19 protein-coding genes and 2 tRNA genes are annotated in these 24,530 nt (G+C 43.0%); 10 read left to right on the top strand and 11 right to left on the bottom strand.

Features of this window, described 5'->3' with window-relative positions:
- Positions 1–34: 34 nt before the first annotated feature.
- Both glyS and glyQ read right to left on the bottom strand, forming a co-directional pair.
- Complete coding sequence (glyS, locus tag ACX1N5_RS02660; protein WP_458799707.1) at positions 35–2,104, bottom strand: glycine--tRNA ligase subunit beta; 2,070 nt, start codon at positions 2,102–2,104, stop codon at positions 35–37.
- Positions 2,104–3,081 (bottom strand): glycine--tRNA ligase subunit alpha, encoded by a 978-nt coding sequence (gene glyQ / locus ACX1N5_RS02655; RefSeq protein WP_004754373.1) that lies wholly within the window; start codon positions 3,079–3,081, stop codon positions 2,104–2,106. The genes glyS and glyQ overlap by 1 nt, the downstream gene beginning before the upstream one ends.
- A gap of 249 nt (positions 3,082–3,330) precedes the next feature.
- On the opposite strand from glyQ, the gene ACX1N5_RS02650 reads away from it, so the two are divergent.
- Positions 3,331–4,422 carry an HPP family protein gene (locus tag ACX1N5_RS02650; protein WP_458799709.1) on the top strand — a complete coding sequence of 364 codons (1,092 nt, stop codon included), beginning with the start codon at positions 3,331–3,333 and terminating at the stop codon, positions 4,420–4,422.
- A gap of 46 nt (positions 4,423–4,468) precedes the next feature.
- On the opposite strand, the gene ACX1N5_RS02645 is transcribed toward ACX1N5_RS02650, so the two are convergent.
- Entirely contained in the window at positions 4,469–4,729 is a 261-nt protein-coding gene (locus ACX1N5_RS02645; RefSeq protein WP_004754369.1) for a PspC domain-containing protein, read from the bottom strand.
- A 226-nt stretch (positions 4,730–4,955) separates the two neighbouring features.
- Between ACX1N5_RS02645 and ACX1N5_RS02640 the strand changes: the two genes are divergently transcribed.
- The gene (locus tag ACX1N5_RS02640; protein ID WP_458799711.1) at positions 4,956–5,600 is read left to right on the top strand and encodes a hypothetical protein; all 645 of its coding nucleotides are present in this window, start codon (positions 4,956–4,958) and stop codon (positions 5,598–5,600) included.
- A 95-nt stretch (positions 5,601–5,695) separates the two neighbouring features.
- Here ACX1N5_RS02640 and ACX1N5_RS02635 read toward each other — a convergent pair.
- The 4 genes from ACX1N5_RS02635 to ACX1N5_RS02620 all read right to left on the bottom strand — a co-directional run bounded on the left by ACX1N5_RS02635 (position 5,696) and on the right by ACX1N5_RS02620 (position 11,305).
- Positions 5,696–5,771 (bottom strand) — tRNA-Lys (locus ACX1N5_RS02635).
- Between the two features lie 22 nt (positions 5,772–5,793).
- Positions 5,794–5,869 (bottom strand) — tRNA-Lys (locus ACX1N5_RS02630).
- Between the two features lie 120 nt (positions 5,870–5,989).
- A complete protein-coding gene (locus tag ACX1N5_RS02625) occupies positions 5,990–7,828 on the bottom strand; it encodes a long-chain-acyl-CoA synthetase (protein WP_458799863.1) in 1,839 nt (612 codons plus the stop codon).
- Between the two features lie 93 nt (positions 7,829–7,921).
- Positions 7,922–11,305 (bottom strand): Rne/Rng family ribonuclease, encoded by a 3,384-nt coding sequence (locus ACX1N5_RS02620; RefSeq protein ID WP_458799713.1) that lies wholly within the window; start codon positions 11,303–11,305, stop codon positions 7,922–7,924.
- A 708-nt stretch (positions 11,306–12,013) separates the two neighbouring features.
- Here ACX1N5_RS02620 and ACX1N5_RS02615 point away from each other — a divergent pair.
- From ACX1N5_RS02615 to ACX1N5_RS02600, 4 genes are all read left to right on the top strand, one after another.
- On the top strand, positions 12,014–12,946 hold the full coding sequence (locus ACX1N5_RS02615) for an RluA family pseudouridine synthase (protein WP_004754363.1): 933 nt from the start codon (positions 12,014–12,016) through the stop codon (positions 12,944–12,946).
- Between the two features lies 1 nt (position 12,947).
- A complete protein-coding gene (locus tag ACX1N5_RS02610; protein WP_131379498.1) occupies positions 12,948–13,592 on the top strand; it encodes an HAD-IA family hydrolase in 645 nt (214 codons plus the stop codon).
- Between the two features lie 115 nt (positions 13,593–13,707).
- On the top strand, positions 13,708–14,406 hold the full coding sequence (locus ACX1N5_RS02605) for a helix-turn-helix transcriptional regulator (protein ID WP_004754359.1): 699 nt from the start codon (positions 13,708–13,710) through the stop codon (positions 14,404–14,406).
- A gap of 51 nt (positions 14,407–14,457) precedes the next feature.
- Positions 14,458–15,087 (top strand): glutathione S-transferase family protein, encoded by a 630-nt coding sequence (locus tag ACX1N5_RS02600; RefSeq protein WP_131379494.1) that lies wholly within the window; start codon positions 14,458–14,460, stop codon positions 15,085–15,087.
- A gap of 59 nt (positions 15,088–15,146) precedes the next feature.
- Here the strand turns inward: ACX1N5_RS02600 and ACX1N5_RS02595 are convergent, their stop codons facing one another.
- Positions 15,147–16,043, bottom strand: a complete 897-nt coding sequence (locus ACX1N5_RS02595; RefSeq protein ID WP_004754356.1) for a LysR substrate-binding domain-containing protein — start codon at positions 16,041–16,043, stop codon at positions 15,147–15,149.
- Positions 16,044–16,282: 239 nt separating this feature from the next.
- Between ACX1N5_RS02595 and ACX1N5_RS02590 the strand changes: the two genes are divergently transcribed.
- Positions 16,283–17,329: an MBL fold metallo-hydrolase gene (locus tag ACX1N5_RS02590; RefSeq protein WP_458799717.1), complete on the top strand. Its 1,047-nt coding sequence runs from the start codon at positions 16,283–16,285 to the stop codon at positions 17,327–17,329.
- 4 nt (positions 17,330–17,333) lie between these two features.
- Here ACX1N5_RS02590 and ACX1N5_RS02585 read toward each other — a convergent pair whose 3' ends face one another.
- Positions 17,334–17,735, bottom strand: coding sequence for a DoxX-like family protein (locus tag ACX1N5_RS02585; RefSeq protein WP_458799719.1), 402 nt, complete (start codon positions 17,733–17,735; stop codon positions 17,334–17,336).
- A gap of 495 nt (positions 17,736–18,230) precedes the next feature.
- Between ACX1N5_RS02585 and katG the strand changes: the two genes are divergently transcribed.
- The gene (katG, locus tag ACX1N5_RS02580) at positions 18,231–20,423 is read left to right on the top strand and encodes a catalase/peroxidase HPI (RefSeq protein WP_458799721.1); all 2,193 of its coding nucleotides are present in this window, start codon (positions 18,231–18,233) and stop codon (positions 20,421–20,423) included.
- A gap of 174 nt (positions 20,424–20,597) precedes the next feature.
- The gene (locus ACX1N5_RS02575; RefSeq protein ID WP_131388565.1) at positions 20,598–20,792 is read left to right on the top strand and encodes a DUF7230 family protein; all 195 of its coding nucleotides are present in this window, start codon (positions 20,598–20,600) and stop codon (positions 20,790–20,792) included.
- A 3-nt stretch (positions 20,793–20,795) separates the two neighbouring features.
- Here ACX1N5_RS02575 and ptsP read toward each other — a convergent pair whose 3' ends face one another.
- Together ptsP and ACX1N5_RS02565 are read right to left on the bottom strand one after the other, a co-directional pair.
- Complete coding sequence (gene ptsP / locus ACX1N5_RS02570) at positions 20,796–23,090, bottom strand: phosphoenolpyruvate--protein phosphotransferase (RefSeq protein WP_458799723.1); 2,295 nt, start codon at positions 23,088–23,090, stop codon at positions 20,796–20,798.
- Between the two features lie 107 nt (positions 23,091–23,197).
- Positions 23,198–23,671, bottom strand: coding sequence for an RNA pyrophosphohydrolase (locus ACX1N5_RS02565; RefSeq protein ID WP_004754341.1), 474 nt, complete (start codon positions 23,669–23,671; stop codon positions 23,198–23,200).
- A gap of 185 nt (positions 23,672–23,856) precedes the next feature.
- Between ACX1N5_RS02565 and ACX1N5_RS02560 the strand changes: the two genes are divergently transcribed.
- Complete coding sequence (locus ACX1N5_RS02560; RefSeq protein ID WP_458799725.1) at positions 23,857–24,507, top strand: HAD family hydrolase; 651 nt, start codon at positions 23,857–23,859, stop codon at positions 24,505–24,507.
- The last annotated feature ends 23 nt before the right edge of the window (positions 24,508–24,530 follow it).

The following is a 24,530-nucleotide window of genomic DNA, read 5'->3' as shown; positions in this document are numbered from 1 at the left end:
CGGGGTTTTGTTTAAACTTCAAGCAAATCAGACTTTAGTGCTGCAACACACTGACATCAGCCACTTCCATAAACAAGTTGCGAAGTAAGGTAAGCATAAGTAAACGGTTTGCTCTAAGATCAGCATCTTCAGCCATGACCATTACACTTTCAAAGAAGGCATCTACAGGTGCACGAAGTGTAGCTAAAGCAGAAAGTGCAGCCGTATACTCTTTTGCCTCAAATAATGGTTTGACCACTGGGATGATTTTCAAAAACTCAGCAAATAATACTTTTTCAGCATCTTCAACTAGTTTTGCTTCAACCACACCACCTTCAGGTGTTGCTTCTTTTGCAAGAATGTTGGCAACACGTTTGTTGGCTGCTGCAAGAGCTGCTGCTTCAGGTAATGTGCGGAAGTGGTTTACTGCATTGACACGTTTGTCAAAATCTAGTGGTGATTTTGGTGATAACGCTTGAACTGCTTGCAGTACATCTACGGCAACACCTTGGTCTTCATACTTAGCACGGTAACGACCTTCAAGGAAAGCAACCGCATCAGCCAAAGTCTTGTCGTGATCTTTGACAATCTCGCCATAACCTTGAAGTGCAAGATTGACCAATTCTTCGATGGTTACGTCCAATTCATTTTCAATGATTAAACGTAAGATACCAATCGCTGAACGACGAAGAGCAAACGGGTCTTTAGAACCTGTGGGTGCTTGTCCAATCCCAAAAATACCAACCAGCGTATCTAAACGGTCAGCAAGTGCAATCGTTGTGCCTGTTTTAGTTTTTGGTAAAACATCACCTGCGAATTTTGGCAAGTACTGCTCGCCTAGCGCTTCTGCAACCTCATCATTTTCGCCTTCAATACGGGCATAGTAAGTGCCTGCAATCCCTTGAAGCTCAGGGAATTCACCGACCAATTCAGAAGTTAAGTCACATTTTGCAAGAAGCGCAGCTTTTTCAGCATCTTGAGCATTTGCACCAGTAATTGGTGTAAGTGCAACAGCTAACTTGGCGATACGCTCTGATTTGTCCCAAAGTGTACCCAACTCCGCTTGGAACACCATGTTGGCTAATTTTGCTTTACGAGATGCAAGTGGTTGTTTTTGATCTTGCAAGAAGAAGAATTCAGCATCGCTCAAACGCGGGCGTACCACTTTTTCATTGCCTTCAATGATTTGAGCCGGATCTTTGGACTCAATGTTTGAAACAGTAATGAAGTAAGGTTGAAGCTTATTGTCACTGTCGACCAAGCAGAAATATTTTTGGTTGTCCTGCATGGTGGTAATTAAGGCCTCTTGAGGTACAGCAAGGAAGCGTTCTTCGAAGCTTGCACGAAGTGCAACAGGCCATTCTACCAATGCCGTGACTTCATCACGAAGGTCAGCAGGCACAATCGCAATCGCATTGACCTCATCTGCAAGTGCTTTGACTTGTTGATCAATGATTGCTTGGCGCTCTTCAAAAGAAGCCACAACATGCGCTGCTTTTAATTTTGGTAAATATTCGTCTGCATTTGCCAAAGTGATCGCTTCAGGTGCATGGAAACGATGACCATAACTCAAGTTACCTGCTTGGTGATCTTGAATGGTCGCTGGAATGACTTGATCATCTTTGAGCAATACCACCCATTTTACAGGGCGAACAAATTCGGTACGGCTTGCTGCTGAACGCATACGTTTGGCAATCGGTAAACGATCCAAAGCAGTTTGCAAGATTTGCGGTAAAAGGACATCTAGGCTTTGACCTTGAATGTCTTTGTAATAACACACTTTTTCAACTTTACCTGTTTGGAAAGTCGATACTTGCTCAGCGCTAATGCCTTGACCACGCATAAAGCCTTCAAGAGCTTTGGTTGGTTTGCCTTCTGCATCATAAGCCGCTTGGACAGCAGGGCCATCAAAGCGTTTTTTCGAGTCGGCCTGTGCGCCATCGACATTGACAATTTTTAAAGCTAAACGACGTGGTGCAGCATAGGCTTCAATTGAAGCAAAGTTTAAACCTGCTTCTTGCAAGCCTTTAACCGTTTCTGCCTGTAGGGCATCACGCAAGGTTTTTAAGCTTTTTGGGGGAAGTTCTTCACAGCCGAGTTCAAATAAAACAGTATGTTGAGTCATTATTTGTTCTCCGTTTTTGCAGCTTCTGCTTCGGCTTGTGCTTGTAACTGTGCCAATACTTCATCACGTAAATGTGGCTCTGCCATTGGGAAGCCCAACTTGGCACGTGCTTGGACATAACTTTGTGCAATGGCACGCGCCAACGCCCGCACACGTAAAATGTAACGCTGACGTTCAGTCACCGAAATTGCACCACGTGCATCCAGCAAGTTAAAGGTATGAGAAGCTTTCATCACTTGCTCATACGCAGGTAATGGCAGCTCAGCTTCAATCAGACGGTTAGCTTCGGATTCGTAAAAATCGAAGAATTCAAACAGTTTTTCAACAGGTGCGTATTCAAAGTTATAGGTCGATTGTTCCACTTCATTTTGATGGAACACATCACCATAAGTCACTGTGCCAAATGGACCTTTGGTCCAAACCAAGTCATAAACCGAGTCAACCCCTTGCAAGTACATCGCAAGACGTTCCAGACCATAAGTGATTTCGCCCGTTACAGGGTAACATTCAATCCCGCCGACTTGCTGGAAGTAAGTAAACTGAGTCACTTCCATGCCGTTGAGCCAGACTTCCCAGCCCAAGCCCCAAGCGCCAAGAGTTGGTGATTCCCAGTTGTCTTCGACAAAGCGAATGTCGTGGGTAAGCGTGTCGATGCCAATCGCTTTGAGCGAGTCCAGATACAATTGTTGAATGTTGTCTGGGTTTGGCTTCAGTACGACTTGGAACTGATAATAATGTTGTAAGCGGTTTGGGTTTTCACCATAACGACCATCTTTCGGACGGCGAGATGGCTGTACGTAAGCCGCGTTCCAAGTTTCAGGACCTAGGGCGCGTAAGAAGGTTGCCGTGTGGAATGTCCCTGCGCCAACTTCCATGTCATAAGGTTGTAAAACAACACAGCCTTGCTCGGCCCAGTAATTTTGTAAGGCAAGAATTAAGCCTTGAAAAGTATCAATATGCGAGATGGCGCGACTCATGTAGCATCCACGAATTATGAGAAAAATTGTCCCTAAGTATAAGGATTTTGTGGGTGAGTGGCAAAGACTTCTATGCAAAATTGCCGATGCTCAATGAAATGATCAGTATGACAAATGGCTGCTAAATGGCGCTATATTTCCTTCAGCCAATCAACAGATTTACTGATATTTATAAAATATAAAATAAATACATCTTTAAGTTTGGGTTTCTATAATATGGGGCTCATGCAAGTTCGTGGATAGGAAAATATGCATTTCAATCTGGAGAGGCTCAAACCGAATTTTAAACTCTTGCCTGTCAAAGAGCGTATGTTCTGTGCGCTTGGTGCATTGCTGGGGTTAGCAGTCTCTTCATGGCTAAGCTGGTGGATACTGGGCGAATTTAACGCATGGTATATCGCACCAATGGGAGCATCGTCGGTATTGTTGTTTGCCGTACCTTCTAGTCCATTGGCACAGCCATGGAATATTGTGGTTGGGAATACCCTCGCAGCCTTGATTGGGGTGCTGTGTGCACAATACATTCCTGAAACAACGGTGGCATTTAGTCTGGCAGTTGCTTTGGCAATCTTTGTGATGATGAGTACGGATTCATTACACCCACCGAGTGGTGCTGTTGCCATGACTGCTGTACTGGGTGGAGCATCTGTACATCACTTGGGATTTAAATTTATTGCTTATCCTGTTTTATTAAATTCTTTGTTGTTGCTGGGTATAGCAATCGTTTTTAACCGTTGTATCGGGCGTCACTATCCACAGACCGCACAGCTCAATACTCGAAGTAAAGATCCGACACCAACACAAAAAGTCGGCATTCAACCGCAAGATATTCAAGATGTTCTGGCACACCAGACAGAACTGCTAGATATCAGTCAGTACCAGTTAGAAGACATTATCTTGCAGGCACAACAGCATGCCCAGCAGCGCTCACCGCAGGCGTATGTCTGTCGTGATATCATGAGTCGTGACCTGATTACCCTGCATGCACAAGATGCAATTCAGCAGGCACTTGCCAAATTCAAGCAAGTCAACCTCATGAGTTTACCTGTGGTTGATGCAACAGGGAAATTGCTGGGAACCTTGGCACTCTATGAAGTGATGGAATGGTTTCAGCGCGCAGCAGATCCGCGTGCACCTTGGGAGGATTTCGTTTATCAGATTATGCAGCGCCAAGTGGTCACTGTGCAGCCTGAGCAACCCTTGATTGATTTGATTCCGTATTTTGTTGAGCGTTCGTTTAATTATATTCCTGTGGTTGAGCAGCAGCACTTGGTTGGAATGATTAGCCGTGCGGATATGATTGCCGCATTACAGCAGCAGTTGCTCAAACAGCAAGCATAAAAAAACCACGATTTTCGGGGGAAAAATCGTGGTGAAACTTTAAAATTTAACGGTATTTTTCTTCGTGTATGGTGCGAATAGGTTGTTGGTAACGCATAGATGGATTAAATATTTTTTTCTGCTTTGGGATGAGAATCCATAAAATAATATAGATCAAGATGCCAGGAAATGCCGCACTCATTACAGAAACTAAAACAAATAGCACACGCACTACATTGGCATTCCAGCCAAAACGTTCAGCAATACCCCCCATAACACCAGCAATGATTTGTTGTTTGCTTGAACGGTATAGCCCTGAGCTGCTCATGCCAGTCTCCTGTTTATATCTATGCAGTAGAATTTCACAATATTAGCAAAAACTGTTAATAAAGTCCTATTTTATATATGGAGATTGAATATACATTTTCCAACTCGCAGGCTTAGAAAAAAGGGTTAATTTCTGTAATTTTTTACAGAATGGATGCTCGTTCTGATTACAATGCCTGAAGTTGTTTTATCACCTAACAGCTCTTTATTCTTCCTAAGGCAAGCCTATGTTGAAACAGCTAAATGATTATATAAAAGCAATAACTTATTTAGCATGTATTCTTGAATGCGCTTGGCAACTGGCTGCTTGTAGCCCTCATTCTCCATCGGATGGATTGACACACTCACATCAGACGAGGGGAGCAAGTTTACCTTTACAGCATGATGTTTCTGGGCAAAAGCTTTTAGATGTAGCAGGGAAGAGTGTAATGCCTGTGCAAACTCCACCGCCTGAAGAGCATGATGTCTTGAATAACCAAGAAAAATCCATGGTCGGACGTTATATGGTGACCATCTCTTGCCAAGATCCAATTGCTCATTGTGATGTAGGACAGCAGGGTTCGGTGGAATATATTATTAACTTAATGGACGACGGATCCGTTTTTCGATTGATTAAAAGTTTTGGTAAAGTTTATGCTGATACTCGCATAACTCAGAATTATCAGCATGCTCGTTGGAAAGTGATCACCGAAGATCAGAAAAAATATGTTGTGGTGTATTTCAACGAACATTTATGTTTGTATTATCTAATTGATCATAAAAGAAATATCATGATGGATAGTCAGCGTAATTTTGAAATCAACAGATATTTCTTTGAGCATGGGCATCCGTATACTTTAAAGAATTATTATTTGCTACGAGTCAGTAATTGATCTCAAATTTCAATTTGGATTGAGTGAATAAAAATAGATTTAAAGAATTTTAGGCAAAAAAAATCCTCTCAGAAAGAAAGGATTTTTTAGAATCTTGGTGGGTCGTCCGCGACTCGAACGCGGGACCAACGGATTAAAAGTCCGCTGCTCTACCAACTGAGCTAACGACCCAAAATTGGATCAATCTGATAAATGGTGGGTCGTCCGCGACTCGAACGCGGGACCAACGGATTAAAAGTCCGCTGCTCTACCAACTGAGCTAACGACCCATATCGTCTTGATGGAGCGTATTGTAGCAAGATCTTCAACGATGGCAAGAGGATTTTGCAAGAAAATGAATCAATTGTTTACAAAACCCTCAAAATTGCATGTTTTAGCTAAAAAATAAGCTAAAAACGATAGTGATATTGTTGAATGTTGGTAAAAATTTCAGGAGTGAGCACACAGTAGGTCTGACTATTTGGCAAGTTAACTAGAATCGGATCATCAGATTGTTGTAAATCAAAGCCTTGGTTTTTTAATTTTTGTTTCGGATATTTAAAAGTGCTGGTGGTCTCAAGCTGTTCATGAATGCGTAAAAAAACAGGCACAGCATAAGCAGGCAGAACCTGTTTAAAATCTTGCCAAAGTTTAGCCAAATCAACTTCTGCCAAAACCGTTCCTGCACTCAAGGTAATACTTGCCATCCCTGCACGCCCATTGGTTTGAGGAATTTCGACTCCATACACCACAGCATCATGAATCAATGGATGTTCACATAAAATCCCTTCAACTTCTGCTGTTGAGACATTTTCACCTTTCCAGCGGAACGTATCGCCCAAGCGGTCAACAAACTGAGCATGACGAAAGCCCAAATTGCGCATCAAATCACCTGTATTAAAATACGCATCGCCTGTTTTAAATACATTTTGCAAAATCACGGCATGGTTTTTGTCGGTGTCGGTATAACCATCAAATGGAGAGCGCTTGGTAATTTTTCCAATCAATAAACCTACTTCGCCCTTTTGCACAGTTTGGCAAAAACCTTGAGCGTTGCGCACGGGTTGATTCTGTTCTTGATCATATTGCACAATCGCAAAGGGTGTAGGTGAGAAACCGACCGTGTTGTCAAAGTTAAACAAATTGCTAAATCCAACGTTACCTTCACTAGAAGCATACATTTCCATAATTTCGCTAACGCCAAAGCGCTGTTTAAACTCATGCCAGATATTCGGGCGCATGCCGTTACCAATCATTTTACTGACTCGGTGTTGGCGATCTTGTGCAGAAACGGGGGCATCGAGTAAATATCGACAGATTTCTCCAACATAACCCAGTGCAGAAGCATTAAATTTTGCAACATCTTGCCAAAACTGACTGGTGGAATATTTGCGTCGAGTTGCCAGTGCTGCGCCACCAGCAATGACTCCACACCAGCACACCACAATACCTGTGGCGTGGTACATGGGTAACGGTGCATAGAGAACATCATTGCAATTTAGATTGAGCATGTGCCCATAGGTTCCATAGGCTAGTGCCCAGCGCCCATGGTTAAAAATCACCGCTTTGGGCAAGCCTGTTGTGCCAGAAGTATAAATATAAAATAGCCCGTCTTTGGCATAGACATGTTTGGTTGTCGTCGTATTGAATTCAGGAAAAGCATCGGCACAGCGTGCTAAATTGAGATAACCTTCAGGTGCTGTGCCTGGTTGTTTGCGAGTTTCTGTATCTGCAAACCAATATAGAACAGCATCGCTATGTAGTTCATGGCGAATAGCATTAAACACCTGTTGATATTCATCTCCTACGATCACGGCTTTGGGTTGTACTAGCCGAATACTATGGCTAAGAACTTTGCCTGATTGCGACGTATTGACTAGAGCGGCAATTGCACCGATTTTTGCCAGTGCCAAAATGCTGGCGAAAAATTCTGGACGGTTACTCAACATTAAGGCAATGACATCGCCCTTTTGAATACCTTGTGCAAGGAAATAATGCCCGATCTGGTTTGCCCACTGGTTGAGTTGCTGATAACTCAGGGATTGTTGTTCAAATAATACAGCAGGGCGCTCAGGGTAATGTTGAGCCATTTTTTCAAAGGCAACCGCCAGACCTATTGGGGTTTTTTGACCATGTAGATAGGCCTGTTTTAACCCAGAAAGAATATGTGGCAATTTAGGTACGATTTGAGGAATTTTGTGGAAGATGTCACGCAATCCGATCATATCTGTAGAAGATTGTTTCATAATGTTCCTACGTTTGCGGCAGATGGAAAGGAGCGTACAGTCGACGCCTTAACGTAAAAACCGCTTCTCGAAGGAAGCGGTTTAAACAATGAAAACTTATTCTGTCGGTGTGGTTGGAGTCACTTTTTTCGGTGGACGACCACGTGGGCGACGTGGGCGAGCTGCCGCTTTGTCTTTACTTTGTTTTGTTGCGTTTTCTTCTGTTTCGGCATCAGCTTTAGCTTCAACAGCTTCAACAGCTTCAACAGCTTCAACAGCTTCAACCTCAGCCGTTGCTACAGTAGTTTCTTCTTTAACTACTACTTCTTCGCTTGCTGGAGCAACGGTGACTGTTTCAACTGTTTCTTCTACAGCTACTGGCGTCTCTACAACAGCTACTGCTGCTTCGATCACTGTAGGCTCTACAGCTTCAGCTACTTCAGCTGTGACGCTAGCCGTAACTTCTGGCTGTTCTTGCAAATGCTGAACTTTTGCCAGTTCTGCGGCTTGTTTTGCCAAACGGCGACGCTCACGTGGATCATTGGCAACACGAACTTGTGGTGCTTTTGGTGGAATAAGCGGCAGAACGTCTACAGGCTCAGCTTCCGAAGTAACCTTGCTTGGTAACTCAACGTCACGAGTAACAGGTTTTTTCTCAGCTTCTACTTGAGTCGGTTGTTGCTCAGCTAAACTGCTGACATATTGCTCAGTAAATTTGAGCAATGCACGGTTGAAGGTTGGTACAAGACCAAACTGTTCAATCAGCACTGTACAATCTTCACCGTACACCTGACGAATCAAGCTGCCTACGTTGTATTGAGCCAATGCCGGAACTTGGCTTGGGTTGAGCTTGATTGTCGGAGCAGCATTGGCTTTTGCTTCACGTTGTTGGCGACGGCGCATACGTGGATCGTTGCTGGCACGTTTTACTTCTGCTGGAGTAGTCGGCTTGCTTTCAAGCGTCTTTTCTTCAGGAGTAGCAACATTTGCTACAGCAGGTACAGGTTGCTCTACTTGAGCGGCCTGAACAGGTGCAGGTTGTTCAGATACAGCAACAACCGCTGCCTTTTGTGCAGGTACTGGTCGCGCTTGTTGGGCATGTAGTGCCACAATTTCGCGTGTTTCCTGTTCAACATTAACGAGCAAAGCCGTCGCTGTTTCTTGTGTACGAGGTACATCAACCAGATTGACTTTAACTTCAGTTGGAGTCGTAGCAGCTACAGTAGGGGTGTTATTTACGGTTGCTGCTGGTTCCACGTTCAAAACGCTTGTATCGCGCTGGCGATTTGGACGTTGTGGGCGTGGTTGGTTACGGTCGCGACGCGGAACGGCAGCAGCAGGTTCACTGGTAGTTTGTTCAGTAAAATTCTGCTCTTGTTGCTGACGTTTTTGTTGGCGTTTTAGGTCGCGCATTTCCTGACGTGACAACTGTACAACTTCTTCATGAACCTGATTTTGATTCAGGTTCTGATCAGCAACTTGCTGTTCACGAGGTTCTTTATGCTTGTTACGTTGTTTTTTATTATTGTTATTACTGCGAGGTCCTTTATCTTCCTTCTCGATGAATTCACGTTTTTCTGGTTTATTGGTTGAAACCACAGAAGGTGATGAAAGATAAGCATTATTATTGGTTGGTGTAACAACTGCAGTTGCTGGCTCTGTCATTGTGGTTACAGGAGCAGTCTGTATTTGACCAAATTGACCACGGCTAACAGCGCCATTATTGACCATCTGTTCAATTGCTGCTGCAGCATTATTTGCAGAGCGTGATTGATCAGTAGTTTGAGCCTGTTTTTGAACAAACAGGTTTTCTAGCCATGCACATGGGCTATTGGCATGAAGGTTTTTCTGTACAACGGGTGCAGGTTGTTGCACAACTTCAGCAATATTCTGAACAGCTGCTGTGTGCTTTTTGCTTTCAATCGCTTGAGCTGGTGCAGGATGTTCATCTTCCAAATGCCAGTCAGAAGATTCATACCCCAGTTCTTTTTCACTTGAGCGGGTCGCTTCAGTACGCTCATAGCTCGTCGGTGCAAAGCCTTCAGGATTGTACTGAATTTCATAATGTGGAGTTTCTAAATGCGGATGAGGCAATACAGTAACGCGCACATTTGAAGTCTGTTCAAGATAAACGAGGCTGTGGCGTTTTTCATTGAGCAAGAACGCTGCAATTTCGACAGGCACTTCAACCTGAACTTCACCATGGCGCTCACGTAACGCAATCTCTTCGATTTTACGCATGATAGAGAGTGAAAGAGAGCGTAAGTCACGTACCATACCTGTACCGTGACAGCGTGGGCAAACGTAACCCGTTGCTTCTTCTAGAGATGGGCGTAAACGCTGACGACTCATTTCCATTAAGCCAAAACGTGACAACTGTCCAAACTGGATACGCGCGCGGTCGCTTTGAGTGGCTTCACGAAGTTTTGCTTCAACGACACGCTGGTTACGGTCTTTGGTCATGTCGATAAAGTCAATGACCACTAAACCGCCAATATCACGCAAGCGTAGCTGACGTGCAATTTCTTCAGCCGCTTCAACGTTGGTATTTAATGCGGTTTCTTCAACATCGTGACCGCGAGTTGATTTTGCTGAGTTAATGTCGATCGACACTAAAGCTTCAGTTTGGTCAATCACAATCGAACCACCAGACGGTAACTTCACTTCACGTTCGTAAGCGGTTTGAATTTGGCTTTCAATACCGAAGTGTGCGAATAATGGTTCATTTAAAGTATAAGTTTTTAACTTATCGAGTTGGCGTGGCATAACTGCTTTAACAAAGTTATACGCTTCGTTAAATGCTTGTTCGCTATCAATTAAAATTTCCGCAACATCATCACGCAAGTAATCACGAATCGCACGGGTCACAACACCCGCTTCTTGATGGACTAACATTGGTGATGGGCCAGAACTGGCAGTGCTTTGAATTTGCGCCCAAAGATCCAGTAGGTGTTGTAAGTCCAGTTGCAATTCTTCTTGGCTGCGGCCAATACCAGCAGTACGCACAATTACACTCATGCCACGCGGTACATTGAGTGAAGCTAGTCTTTCTTTAAGTTCTTCACGCACAGAACCTGAAATTTGACGGCTAATGCCACCACCTTTTGGGTTGTTTGGCATGAGAACCAAATAACGACCTGCCAGTGAAATATAGGTAGAAAGAGCAGCACCTTTGTTGCCACGTTCTTCTTTTTCTACTTGAACTAAGAGTTCAGTACCTTCACTGATCAGTTCGCGAATGTTGTTGTTTTCACGTGGGTCACTATTGAGGTAACTGCGTGCGATTTCGCGCATAGACAGGAAACCTTGACGACCTGCGCCGTATTCAACAAATACAGCTTCAAGTGATGGTTCTACGCGGGTGACATGACCTTTATAGATATTTGATTTTTTTTGTTCACGGGTACGGTTTTCGAGGTCAAAATCGTATAAACGATGACCAGTAATGAGTGCAACACGAACTTCTTCGGCATGTGTTGCATTGATCAACATGCGTTTCATGGGTGTAATACCTAATCGTTGAAGCACAACGACAAGTCTGTTGCAGTGGCGTATTTATGATGAAGAATCTTAAGAGTGACGTAGAGTTCACACGCACTCGCTTATGCCAACTTAAGGGTTGGTGTCTGATTCATTCATATAAATATGCAAAACTGCATTAATCCTTAATCGACTAAAATCACCTGAAGATTCACGGGTTCTCAGACGGTGTATTGGATGTAAAACTTTATCTGTATGCAGCAGGTGGTGTTTTTAGAACACTTGGTATACGGAATGTTCATCGTATCCGTGCCATGCCATACAGATCCAATACATCGAACGCTGAGACCTGAGTTTGACATCAGGAGACTTGTCTGATGTGTTTCAGTTTACGTTTAATAACTAGCCTAGACTAGCGACATATTTTTTGGGGTAGGCTGTTTTGCGTGCATAAAGTACAAATTAACGCAACAGCCTACAATTTTGCCGATATAATAAGCCTTCGGCGCGGCATATTCTTTTGGGACCTTTCCGAGTTTCAGCTGAGATCTACCTTTCATTATTTTGAAATGGTAGACAATTTTACTCACTTACGGTGGTATCCGTGCGCTGACTATATCAAACCTTGTGGCATCTGCCTATGGGCTAAGCTTAAGTTTATTGTGAAAAGAATAGTTTATTCGATCATTTTTCAATCATATTCTAGTATTTTAAGGTTCAACGAGTTGTATGAATACCAACCAAGAATGGCAAAGTGTGACCTGGTTTGAGGTAACTGAGCATCAAGCAGGGCAACGTGTTGACAATTTTTTATTTACACGACTCAAAGGTGTGCCGAAAAGCCGTATTTACCGTTTAATCCGTGAAAGTCAGGTTCGGGTCAATAAAAAACGCATTAAAGCTGAAACCCGCCTAGAAATTGGTGATCAAGTTCGAGTTGCGCCGATTCGCTATGAACAAAAACAAGAAAGCGATGTTCCCGTCAGTGATGGTGTTGCACAAAGTCTGCTTAGCCGTGTGGTATATGAAGATGAAGGTTTATTGGTCGTGAACAAGCCTTCAGGGATTGCGGTGCATGGCGGTAGTGGCATGGCGTATGGGCTGATTGAGGCTTTACGCACGGCAACAGGTAAAAAATATCTGGAGCTGATTCATCGCATTGACCGTGACACTTCAGGTTTGGTGATGATCAGTAAAAAACGTAGTACGTTGAAGCATTTACAGGATTTATTGCGTGAGCATAAAATTCAAAAAACTTATGCCGCGATTGTCAAAGGGCAAGTCAGTCTCGATAAGCAACTGATTGATGCGCCATTGTTACGCTATGAACTTGCCAATGGCGAGCGTCGTGTGCGCGTTTCCAAAGAAGGCAAACCAAGCCAAACTGTGTGGAAAGTGGCACAGCGTTTTAAACAGGCGACTTTGGTACATGCATCGCCTTTATCTGGACGTACTCACCAGATTCGTGTGCATGGTCAGAGCATCGGGCATCCGTTGGTTGGAGACGATAAATACGGACATACCACGCCTTATAATGGCCCTGAAGCACGTCGTTTGTGTCTACATGCCATGCGATTAGAAATTCCAAATTACCCTGTGATTGAAGCTGAATTGCCAGAGGATATGCAGCAATTGCTTAAAGAACTGGCGAAAGGAGCTTAATGTGCAGAAACAATTGGTAATTTTTGATTGGGATGGTACGTTATTTAATTCGGTTGGGCAAATTGTGGCAAGTTTACAATTCGCGGCTCAGCAGCATCAGCAACCACTCAGTGATGATGCTGCAAAAAGCATTATTGGCTTGGGATTACCTGAGGTAATGCAAACCCTGTTTCCTGACGTACCCGAATTGCATTCTGCGATTTTGGACAGTTATGCAGAGCATTATGTGGCACATTCGCAAGCTGATCAGTGGTTCGATGGAGTCAGTGATATGCTGCATGATTTGAAGCAGCGTGGCTTTAAATTGGCAGTCGCAACGGGGAAAAGTCGTCGTGGTTTAGATCGGGTGTTGGCAAAAACCCAGAGTCAGGACTTGTTCGATATCACCCGTGCTGCCAGTGAAACGCAGTCTAAGCCGCATCCTCAAATGCTACAGGAAATTCTATCCTATACAGGCGTTGCTCCTGAACAGGCGATTATGGTTGGGGATTCAAGCTATGATTTGCAGATGGCGCAAAATATCGAAATGCCGCGTGTGGGTGTCAGTTATGGTGTGCATTCGGTAGATGTATTACAACAATATAAACCGTTAATGATTGCCGATGATGTCACGGCTTTGCATCATTATTTGGTGGATTTTGCTTAGAAAATGGGTGAAGCCATCATTTTATTCAACATGTATTGATTAAAAGCATTGAAATGATTTCATAGATAATGAGGAACCTTGATTCCTCATTATTCATAATAAAAATAGGAAAATTATGAGTCGTTCCATTCGTTTGCTGAACCTTTTACAGCGCTTAAGAGAATATCGTCACCCTGTCACTGCGCAAACCCTTGCCGAACACCTACAGATTAGCGTGCGTAGTGTGTATCGTGATATTGAAACTTTAAGAGCGCAAGGTGTGCGAATTGAAGCTGCCGCAGGACTGGGCTTTCAATTAAAAGAAGATTTTTTATTGCCGCCCATGACATTGGATGAGACAGAAATTGAAGCTATTTTTCTTGCATTGTATTGGTTGAAGAGCGTGCCTGATCAATCATTACAATTGGCCTCAAATGCGGTTTTAGCGAAATTAGATGCAGTATTGCCCAAACATCGACAGCATTTTATGGAGCAAACAACATTAAGGGCTTTTAATGTGTGGCTACCTGTCGATATGCAAATATTGGAACAAATTCGGATGGCGATTCGGCAGCAAGTCAAAATTTCGGTAACGTATATCGATGAACAAAAAAACGAAAGTATCAGAACCTTATGGCCGTTTGCGATGGGATATTTTAACGACAAAATTGTGGTTGCTGCTTGGTGTGAATTGCGACAAGCATTTCGTAATTTTAGGGTTGATCGGGTACGGCAGTTAGTTTTGAGTCAGGACGTCTATCCTCAGTTTAAACAGCAGCTATTTCGCCAATGGTGGGAACAGGAAAAACATTATTCGACTCCTGACAAAAACTGACAATCTCGTCCTCTATATTTGAATAAGACCAATAAACAAGGAAATATAGAAATGGCACTTAAACTGTATACCAATCAGCAATCACGTGGTGTCGTGGTCGAGTGGTTATTCTTGGAACTGGGGGTTGAATATGAGCGTATTGAGCTTGCCTATAACACCACTATGAAAGCACCCGAATATTTAAAAATCAATCCATTTGGTAAGGTCCCGACACTTGTAGATGATGCTGTCGTGATCTATGAACTTGGCGCTATCTGTGCATATTTGACTGATAAATTTGCTGAAAAACAATTAGCTCCTGCGTTGAGTGATCTAAAACGAGGCGTGTATTACCGCTGGTTATTTTTTATCTCTGGCCCGTGGGAATCTTTAACTGTAGATAAAATGCGAGGTTTACACATCCAGCCAGATCAAAAAATGTTTGTGAGCTATGGTGATGATCAAGATGCTTATCATGCGCTGATTCAGGGCTTGGATGAAGCAGCGCCATTTTTATGTGGTTCACAGTTTACTACAGCAGATATTCTGGTTGCTGCATCACTATTTTGGCAATTAAAAATCGGGACGTTGCAATCTCATCCATCAATAATGCGTTATTTAGACAGCGTAAAACAAAGACCAAGTTATCAAAAGTTTTTGGCACTTATGGGTGAAGCATCCGCAGGCTCAGCCATGAACTAAAGACACAAGTTTAAAGAGAAGGGGCAAAATGGGCTAAATTTGATTTTAGCCCATTTTTTTTAATTCATTGCTAAGTCAAATTGCTGGGCAAGAACCGAGAGAAACTTCTCAACAGCCGCATTGTTATTATGTTTGCGGTGACTGACATACAGGTCAAGTGTTGGTAAATCACATTCGAGTTGACGAACTGCAACGTGATCTAGCTTGATAAATGGGTCAAGATATTGTGGCAAGATTGAACAACTCATTCCCTGTTCAATTTCGGCAATATTTTCTACCATATTTTCAGTTTTTTCTTCAATGTGTGGTTGAATATTGTGCTGTTTGAAAAATGCTAGAATGGCCTGATTCATGATGCCGTAAGCACTGGCTTTGGACATAATCAAGTTCACATCATTGAGCGCCTGTAGTGGAATGGTTTCCAGCGCGGCAAGTGGATGCTGTTTTGCTAAAAATAGTGCCAGCGTATCTTGTAAAACTACAAAGTTTGCAATCTCGGGATCATCAAAAGACTGACGAGAGAACACAATATCCAGATCGCCTTTTTTTAAAGCCCGATACTGGTCATTCCCGTTGAGAATCTGTAAATCGACTTTAATATTTGGGTAGAGCATACGCAAATTGGGCAAGATTTTAGGAAAAACCCGAACTTCAGCCGTGGTAATGAAGCCAATTTTTAAAATCTGCTGTTTGGACAAATGCGCTTCACGTGCCAGCCGAACGGCCTTTTCTGCCTGGGCAATGGTTAAACGCGCCTGTTCCAGAAAGATAGCACCTTCCTCGGTGAGTTCGACTTTACGTTTGGTACGATTGAGAAGTTTGACACCAATTTCATCTTCTAAGTCTTTGATTTGCTGGCTTAATGAGGGCTGGGCAGTGTACAGTTTCAATGCTGCTTTACTAAAATTAAGTTCTTCTGCAACGGTAATAAAATATCGAAGATGGCGTAGTTCCATTAACCAATCCAATTCTCAAGCACTTTTGTCTATGGCCTAGCAGTATAATCGAAAGCGCTGCGTTTGAAATGTAGAAAACAATACAAAAATAAAAAGAAAAATTGATTTAAACCCTGTATATGATCTAGGGCAGAATAAATTTTCAACAATTCTCTCAAACCTGTTTCCTCTGTATCGGGTAGAGGATATATTGACAATGTGGCACAGCAGACAGATTCATTTTTTATATTGTAAGCCCTATGGATAGAACAACAGCATTGCACTATGAATTGCCAACTCAAAATTGTTGGCCGCATACTTTCTTGCAGCCGAAGCTGGATTTTGAGTCACCACAGTTTCATGCAGGACAATTTCATAATCAAACACCAGAACCACAAGGGATTAAGTTTAGTCTATTCAAATGGCTAGCAACGCGCCGTGCATTGACTTGGAATGTTAACCGTGATCATGAGTTTCAACAATTCAGCTCGGTTACTCGGGAGTTGCCACATGATCAACCCAATGCGGATCTGAACCAGTGGAAAGTCTGGTTTGTTGGGCATGCGACAGTGCTGATTCAGATAGGCCCGTATAATTTCCTGACAGATCCCGTTTGGGCTGAGTTTGCTAGCCATAAACAAGGTTCTGGGCCACGTCGGGTTTGTCCTGCCGGGATTGCTTTGGAGCAATTACCGCATATTCACGCAGTATTGTTGAGTCATAATCATTATGACCATATGGATTTAGCCACGCTAAATTGGCTGCATAAGCGTTTTAATATGCCGATTTACACTGGACTGGGCAATGCTTGGTATTTGCCAAAATTTTTTCATGTGATTGAACTTGACTGGTGGCAGTCGGTACAACTGGATGATTTTGAGATTGTTTACACGCCTGCTCAGCATGGCTCAGGGCGGGGGCTGCGTGATCAGAATCGTGCTTTGTGGGGGGGATTTTGTTTAAAGTTGCGTAAGCAGTATTGTTTTTTTGCAGGAGATACAGGCTATGCAGGACATTTTAAACAGATCCATGCTCGTTTTGGCGCGCCACGTATCGCTTTATTGCCAATAGGTGCATATGAACCTCGCCATGTTTTGCATTATATGCATATGAACCCACAAGATGCATTAAAAGCACATGGTGATTTACATGCTCAGCGTTCTTTGGCGATTCACTACCGCACTTTTCAGCTCACCGATGAACAACGGGATGAGCCTGAAGCCCATTTAGAATATGCGATTAAACATTCTTCCAAACTTATGAATCCTTTTTATTGTATTAAGGAAGGGCGTCGTATGCTGGTTTAGTTTTTTAGGTTAGTGTTTGATTTAAATCTAAAAGTTGCAGAGCAACAATAGACAGAATGATCATGGCACTATTCATGATCACAGGGTTAAATGCACTGCTGAGTTGAGACGGGTCTGTCATTGTAATTAGTAGCAATAATCCAGCGAGTCCAACAATATTGAGTCGATGCACAATACGGCTTGTATGCCACAGCAAAAATGTAGCACCAAACAGAATTTCGACCAGACCTGAGAGTGCCACACAGATTTTCGCGAGTGTTGGCTCAAAGCCGATAGACTGCCAGATCTGAATTTCGCCAGCAGATTGAAATAAAACTTTGGGAATCAGACCTTGATAGATCCAAAGCGCAGCAAGACTATACTGGATCAGACGTTGTGTGTTTTGGAGTTGTAGTTTAGGGTTCATGAATTGAATGTTCCAAAAATATAACGATCGCTTTTCTCGAATGTAAATACTACCTAGCCACAGTCATTACAGGTTACGCCAATCGTATCAAATAAGATGATGTCATGTTGCTGAAGGATGTTTTTCATATCATTTTTAGCCTGAGTATTTATTCTATTTTTTGATTTTCTTAAAGTATTTTGCATGATTTTACGATTGGCATGAGTAGCGCATGCAAGCCATATCAACAAAAAACTCGACCTGATCGTAATGTCGCCGTAAGACGATCTCTCAATAAAAAATCATTTTTTGTATACGAAGCAATGAGTTCAGTTCCTAGCAAAAGCGCTCCTTGTTCATCCTTTTATTTGTTTGGTTTAAATAGAAGATTTCGATTGTTTTGATTAGTTAAATCAGCTTTAGCTGGAATAAAAAAACCGCTATCTTGATAAACGTAGAATAGCTAAAAACATTGAAACAATAATCAAACCAGGTTATTGAATTCGGAGATTAGAAATGGATAAGAAATCACAAGCTTCAACAGGGAAGTGCCCATTTGCACACGGTGCAAATACATCGTTAGCCAGCTCAAATACAGATTGGTGGCCAAATTCGCTCAATTTAGACATTCTTTCTCAGCACGATAAAAAAACCAATCCGATGGATCCTGATTTTGATTATGCTGCAGCTTTTGCACAGCTTGATCTTGACGCAGTAAAAAAAGATTTAAGAGATTTAATCAATAGCAGTCAGGATTGGTGGCCTTCGGATTATGGTAGTTACATCGGCATGATGGTACGTACCGCATGGCATTTGGCGGGAACTTATCGCAAGCAGGACGGACGTGGTGGAGCCAATACAGGCAACCAGCGCTTTGCTCCATTGAACAGTTGGCCTGATAACGTCAATACCGATAAAGGTCGTCGGTTACTCTGGCCGATCAAAAGAAAATATGGCAATAAAATTTCCTGGGGTGACCTGATTGTTCTCGCAGGAACGGTTGCCTATGAAGTTGCTGGTCTAAAAACCTTTGGCTTTGGCGGTGGTCGTTTAGATATCTGGCACCCTGAAAAAGACATTTATTGGGGCGAAGAACGTAAATGGCTGGATGCCACCAAAAACCGTTATGACGATGATCAAGACCGCACAACACTGGAAAACCCTCTGGCTTCGGTACAGATGGGATTGATTTATGTCAATCCAGAAGGAGTGGATGGTCATCCTGATCCATTAAAAACTGCACAGGATATGCGCACTACGTTTGACCGTATGGCAATGAATGACGAAGAAACCGTGGCTTTAACCGCAGGTGGGCATACGGTGGGTAAAGCCCATGGTAATGGCAAAGCTGAATTGTTAGGCGCCAATACTGAAGCTGCTGACGTCGAATTTCAGGGGCTAGGCTGGCATAACCCTGAAGGCACAGGCAATGGCTGCAATACCATGGTTAGTGGGATAGAAGGTGCTTGGACAACCCATCCAACCAAATGGGATAATGAATTCTTTTATCTGCTGTTTACTTATGATTGGGAGCAACGTAAAAGCCCAGCGGGTGCACATCAATGGGAACCGATCAATATTAAAGAACAAGATAAGCCTGTTGATGCTCATAACCCAAATGTGCGCCGTAATCCGATTATGACCGATGCCGATATGGCACTCAAAATGGATCCTGAATACCGTAAAATTGCGGAACGCTTTTATCATGATCCTGCTTATTTTGCTGAAGTCTTTGCGCGAGCATGGTTTAAATTGACCCATCGCGACATGGGACCGAAAACTCGTTATCTGGGTGCAGATGTGCCAGCAGAAGATTTGATCTGGCAAGACCCTGTACCAAGTGTTGATTACACTTTAACTGAAGCAGAAATTGATGAGTTAAAAGCTAAATTACTCAACAGCGGTTTAACCCGTAGCGAATTAATTAATACCGCATGGGGCAGCGCACGAACTTATCGTGGCTCTGATTTTCGTGGTGGTGCCAATGGTGCACGCATCCGTTTGTCACCACAAAAAGACTGGGTTGGAAATGAACCAGAACGATTACACAAAGTCTTGGCAAAACTCGAAGAAATTCAGGCGAGTTTGAGCAAAAAAGTCAGTATTGCCGATCTGATCGTTTTGGGTGGTACCGCAGCGGTCGAAAAAGCTGCACAAGAGGCGGGCTTTGCTGTCAAAGTGCCATTTACCTCAGGGCGTGGTGATGCGACTCAAGAACAGACCGATGAGTATTCATTTGCCGATTTAGAGCCAAAACACGATGGCTACCGTAACTGGTTAAAACAGGAATATGCAGTTCAACCTGAAGAAATGTTGCTGGATCGTACTCAGTTGATGGGGTTGACTGCCCCTGAAATGACGGTGTTGATCGGTGGAATGCGTGTACTTGGAACCAACTATGCGGGCGCGAAAGAAGGCGTATTTACTGATCGTGTCGGGGTCTTGAGCAATGATTTCTTTGTGAATTTGACCGACATGGAAAATACATGGAAACCTGTAGGTAAAAACCTGTACGAAATTCGCGATCGTAAAACTGGTGCAGTCAAATGGACAGCCACCCGCGTTGATTTGGTATTCGGTTCAAATTCGATTTTGCGTTCTTATGCAGAAGTTTATGCACAGGACGATAACAAGGAAAAATTTGTGCATGACTTTATTGCAGCGTGGAATAAAGTCATGAATGCCGACCGCTTTGATGTGAAAAAATAAGTCTGAATTGTTTTTGTAAAAAATGCCAGTGATCATAACTGGCATTTTTTATGGAGCATCAGAAGTTTTTTCAGGCACATTGTAGAGAAGTAATTATTTACAATGCTCAGGGTAATTTGTGTTAAATTTAGCCCGCAAAGCGCAAAAAAAAGTAGAGTCATAGAGGTAAATTGAATGGCAAAACGCAAGCAACAGCCAGAAGTTGTGATTAATAATCTGGTGGCAAAACACATGCATGAGTTCAATCAGAGTCAGGTGTTTGTTGATCGAAAGAAAAATGCGAAACGAGGCTATAGCAAACACAAAAAAGGGCGATATTCTGAAGATTATCGCCCTTTTTTATGCCTGTTTGACATGCAGTTTTGCTAAAAATTAGACATTGACCAGACGATTAGTTTTAACCATATCTGCAAGACCATGATTTCTAAAATAATATTCTAACCAACTCTTAATCAGTAACGGATTATTCAGTTGTAAAACATGATCTAATAATTCCTGTGCATCACTCATCGGCACATGACAAATCGCTTTACGTACCCGCAAAATATTACTTGAGCTCATCGATAAGGTATTGAAACCCATCGCCATCAGCAAAATCGCTGATAAAGGATCTCCCGCCATTTCCCCACAAATACTGATTGGTTTTTCGTACTTGTGACACTCTTTAACCAAACGACATAGCGCTCGTAAAATTGCAGGGTGAAAATGTGAATATACACTTGAGACATGCGGGTTGTTGCGGTCAACAGCGAGTAAATACTGAATCAAGTCATTTGAACCGACTGAGAAGAAATCCACCAGTGGTGCAAACTCATCGATTTGCAAGAGGACACTTGGCACTTCTACCATAATCCCAATTTTTGGCTTGTTGATTTTGACCTGCTCTTCTTCCTGAACTGCGACCCAGTCGCGCTCAAGTAGGTACAACACTTCTTCAACTTCACTGACACTGGTGACCATTGGCAGTAAAATATGCAGGTTATTTAAGCCAATACTGGCTTTGAGCATGGCACGAATTTGCGCCGAGAAAATTTCAGGATGGTCAAGGGTAAAACGCAACCCACGCCAGCCCAGTGCCGAGTTTTCTTCATCTATGCTGAAGTAAGGCAGGTCTTTATCTGCGCCAATGTCTAGGGTGCGCATGGTGACAGGTTTGTTGGCAAAGTGACTGAGCTGTTGCCGATAAATGGCCCGTTGCTCTTCTTCGCCAGGGAAGCGATCACGTAGCATAAATGGAATTTCAGAGCGATACAGCCCGACACCTTTAGCGCCACGCTGTACGCCACGAACCACATCAATCATCAGACCTGTATTGACAAATAACAGAACAGGAACACCATCAGGCGTAATGGTCTCCTTAGTTTCGTACTGTTTCAGATCTTTGGCGATCTGCTCTTCTTCTTTTTGAATTTCTTTGTAGCGCTGACGCAGGCGACGTGGCGGATTGACAAAAACCCGTCCCTGATACGCGTCAACAATCATCTCGACATCATCAATGGTGTTGATCGGTAATTCTGTGACACCGACAACAGTTGGAATACCTAAAGCACGCGCGACAATGACCATATGTGAATTTGCAGCACCTTCACTTGTCACAATTGCTGCGATTTTATCCATTGGTAGTTCAACCAGTGCTGCGGTACTGATTTCATCACCAATTAAAATACTGTCTGAGCTGAGTTCGCGATGACCAGCATCGGCTTCTTGCAATGAGGCTAAAATACGTCGCCCTAAGTCTTTAAGGTCGGACACCCGTTCACGCAAATAGTCATCTTCCATTTGCGCAAACAAGGCAATATGTTTGTCGATGACTTTTTTGACCGCACCTTGTGCCCAATTTCCATCGCGAATCAGTTCTTTAATTTCTGCAGGTAAGGCATTTTCATCCAGCATGCGTAAGAACACACTAAACAGCGCACGTTCTTCCGACATGAGTGAATCTTGCATTTTTTCATCAAGTGACTGAATTTCACTGCGAACATTAGCAACGGCATGATCAAGTAGCTTGAGTTCATCGGGAATGCTCTCAGCTTCACGCTCAGGCACAGAGGATAAATCTGCCGCAGGATACAAAATAATGGCGCGACCTAAAGCTACACCGCCTGCACCTGAGACGCCTTGGAAGGTTTTGTAATTGGAGATATTACTTGGCTTACGAAATACATCAATGTTCCCGACTGCATGTGCATGGGCAATTACGCCTGAAAGCTGCGCGCATAGGGTGACCAAGAACGACTCAGCAGCTTCACTAAAATCTTGTGATTCTACATTTTGTACCACCAGTACACCCATCACCTTGCGGCGATACATGACAGGAACACCTAAAAATGAATTATAAATTTCTTCGCCTGTTTCGGGGAAATACGCGTAACGCTCATGTTGTGCAGCATTGTCAAGGTTCACGATCTCTTCGCGTTGTCCAACCAGACCGACCAGACCTTCGCCGACCTGTAATGATACACTGCCAACAGATTCGGGATTTAAGCCTTTAGTTGCCATAAGGACATAGCGCTGGTTACGTTCATCGAGTAAATAAATCGAACACACATCGACATCCATAGCCACAGAAATCTGATTGACCATAATGTCTAATGACTCATGCAAACTCACGGCTGCATTGACCTCTTGGACAATGCGTCGGAGCGTGTCTAATTGCATGTTCGACATAACTACATACTCCCAAAACAATTTATATAATAAGTAATTATTAATTTATTTATAGCAGCCACCCACGAGAAAAGCATTCACTAAAAAATTCTTTTTTCAATTATTTTTTAGTGGGGTAACTGGCTACATAATTCAGTCATGGCTTTTCGGTAAACATCTCGTTTAAAGTTGATGACTTGTCCTAATGGATACCAATAACTGACCCATTGCCATTCATCAAACTCAGGTGGGTCGGCGAGATCCAACTGAATATTGTGGGCTGATGCAGTCAGCTTTAATAAAAACCATTTCTGTTTTTGACCGATACACACAGGGTCTGTGCCCGCGCGAATGTATCGGTGTGGCAAACGGTAACGCAACCAGCCTTTGGTTTGCGCAATGATTTGGACGTGTTCTGGCAATAAGCCAACTTCTTCTCTTAGCTCACGGTATAACGCTTGTTCAGGAGATTCTCCAGTCTGGATACCACCTTGCGGAAACTGCCATGCATTGTGTCCAATGCGTTTTGCCCATAACACTTGTCCATATTCGTTTGCCAAAATGATCCCGACATTGGGTCGGAAACCTTCAGAGTCGATCATTTGGCTACCTAAATTTGTTAGATCTTATTGTCTTTATTTCGGGGATGGCAAAATTTGTGCATCCAACACAAAAAAAGACCTCAGAATATTGTTAAAAATTGCTATGATCTTAACGAATTTCTTTGCATTAGCGGCAACTGATTTACATTTTTTTGCTTTAATTTTCAGTTTTAACGAGAATTTCCATGAAATTGGCTTTATTTGATCTTGATCATACCCTGTTAAATACCGACTCAGACCATTCTTGGGGTGAGTTTTTAGTGAATGAAGGCTTGGTTGATCCCGTGCATCATCGCCAAATGAATGATAAGTTTTATGATGACTACAAAGCAGGGCAGCTTGACCCGATTGCATACAATGAATTTGTATTTCAGTTTTTGACCAAACATTCAAATCAGTATTTAACTGATTTGCATCAGCTGTTTATGCAAAAAGTCATTCGCCCACAAATGCGTCAAAAAGGCTTTGATGCGATTCAGAAGCATAAAGATTTAGGACATGCGATTGTCGGGATTACGGCAACCAGCGACTTTATTACGGCTCCGATTTTTCATGAGTTTGGTATCACTGAAATTATAGCCACCAATGCTGAAGTGAAAGACGGACAATACACAGGCAAAGTCGCAGGTACAGCATGTTATCAGCAAGGTAAATTGATTCGTTTAGCGCAGTGGTTAGATGGTCGTGAGGTAGACGAGTCTTGGGCATACTCAGATTCAATTAATGACCGTTTCTTGCTTGAATATGCCACCCATGCGATCGCAGTTAATCCTGATGACCGTCTGGAAAAACTTGCAAAAGAACAGTCTTGGGAAATTCAGGACTGGTCAATCTAAATTAGAAAGTATCCAATCGAGTT

Source organism: Acinetobacter sp. ANC 4636 (assembly GCF_054454555.1).
This window is presented reverse-complemented; position numbering and strand designations above follow the sequence as displayed.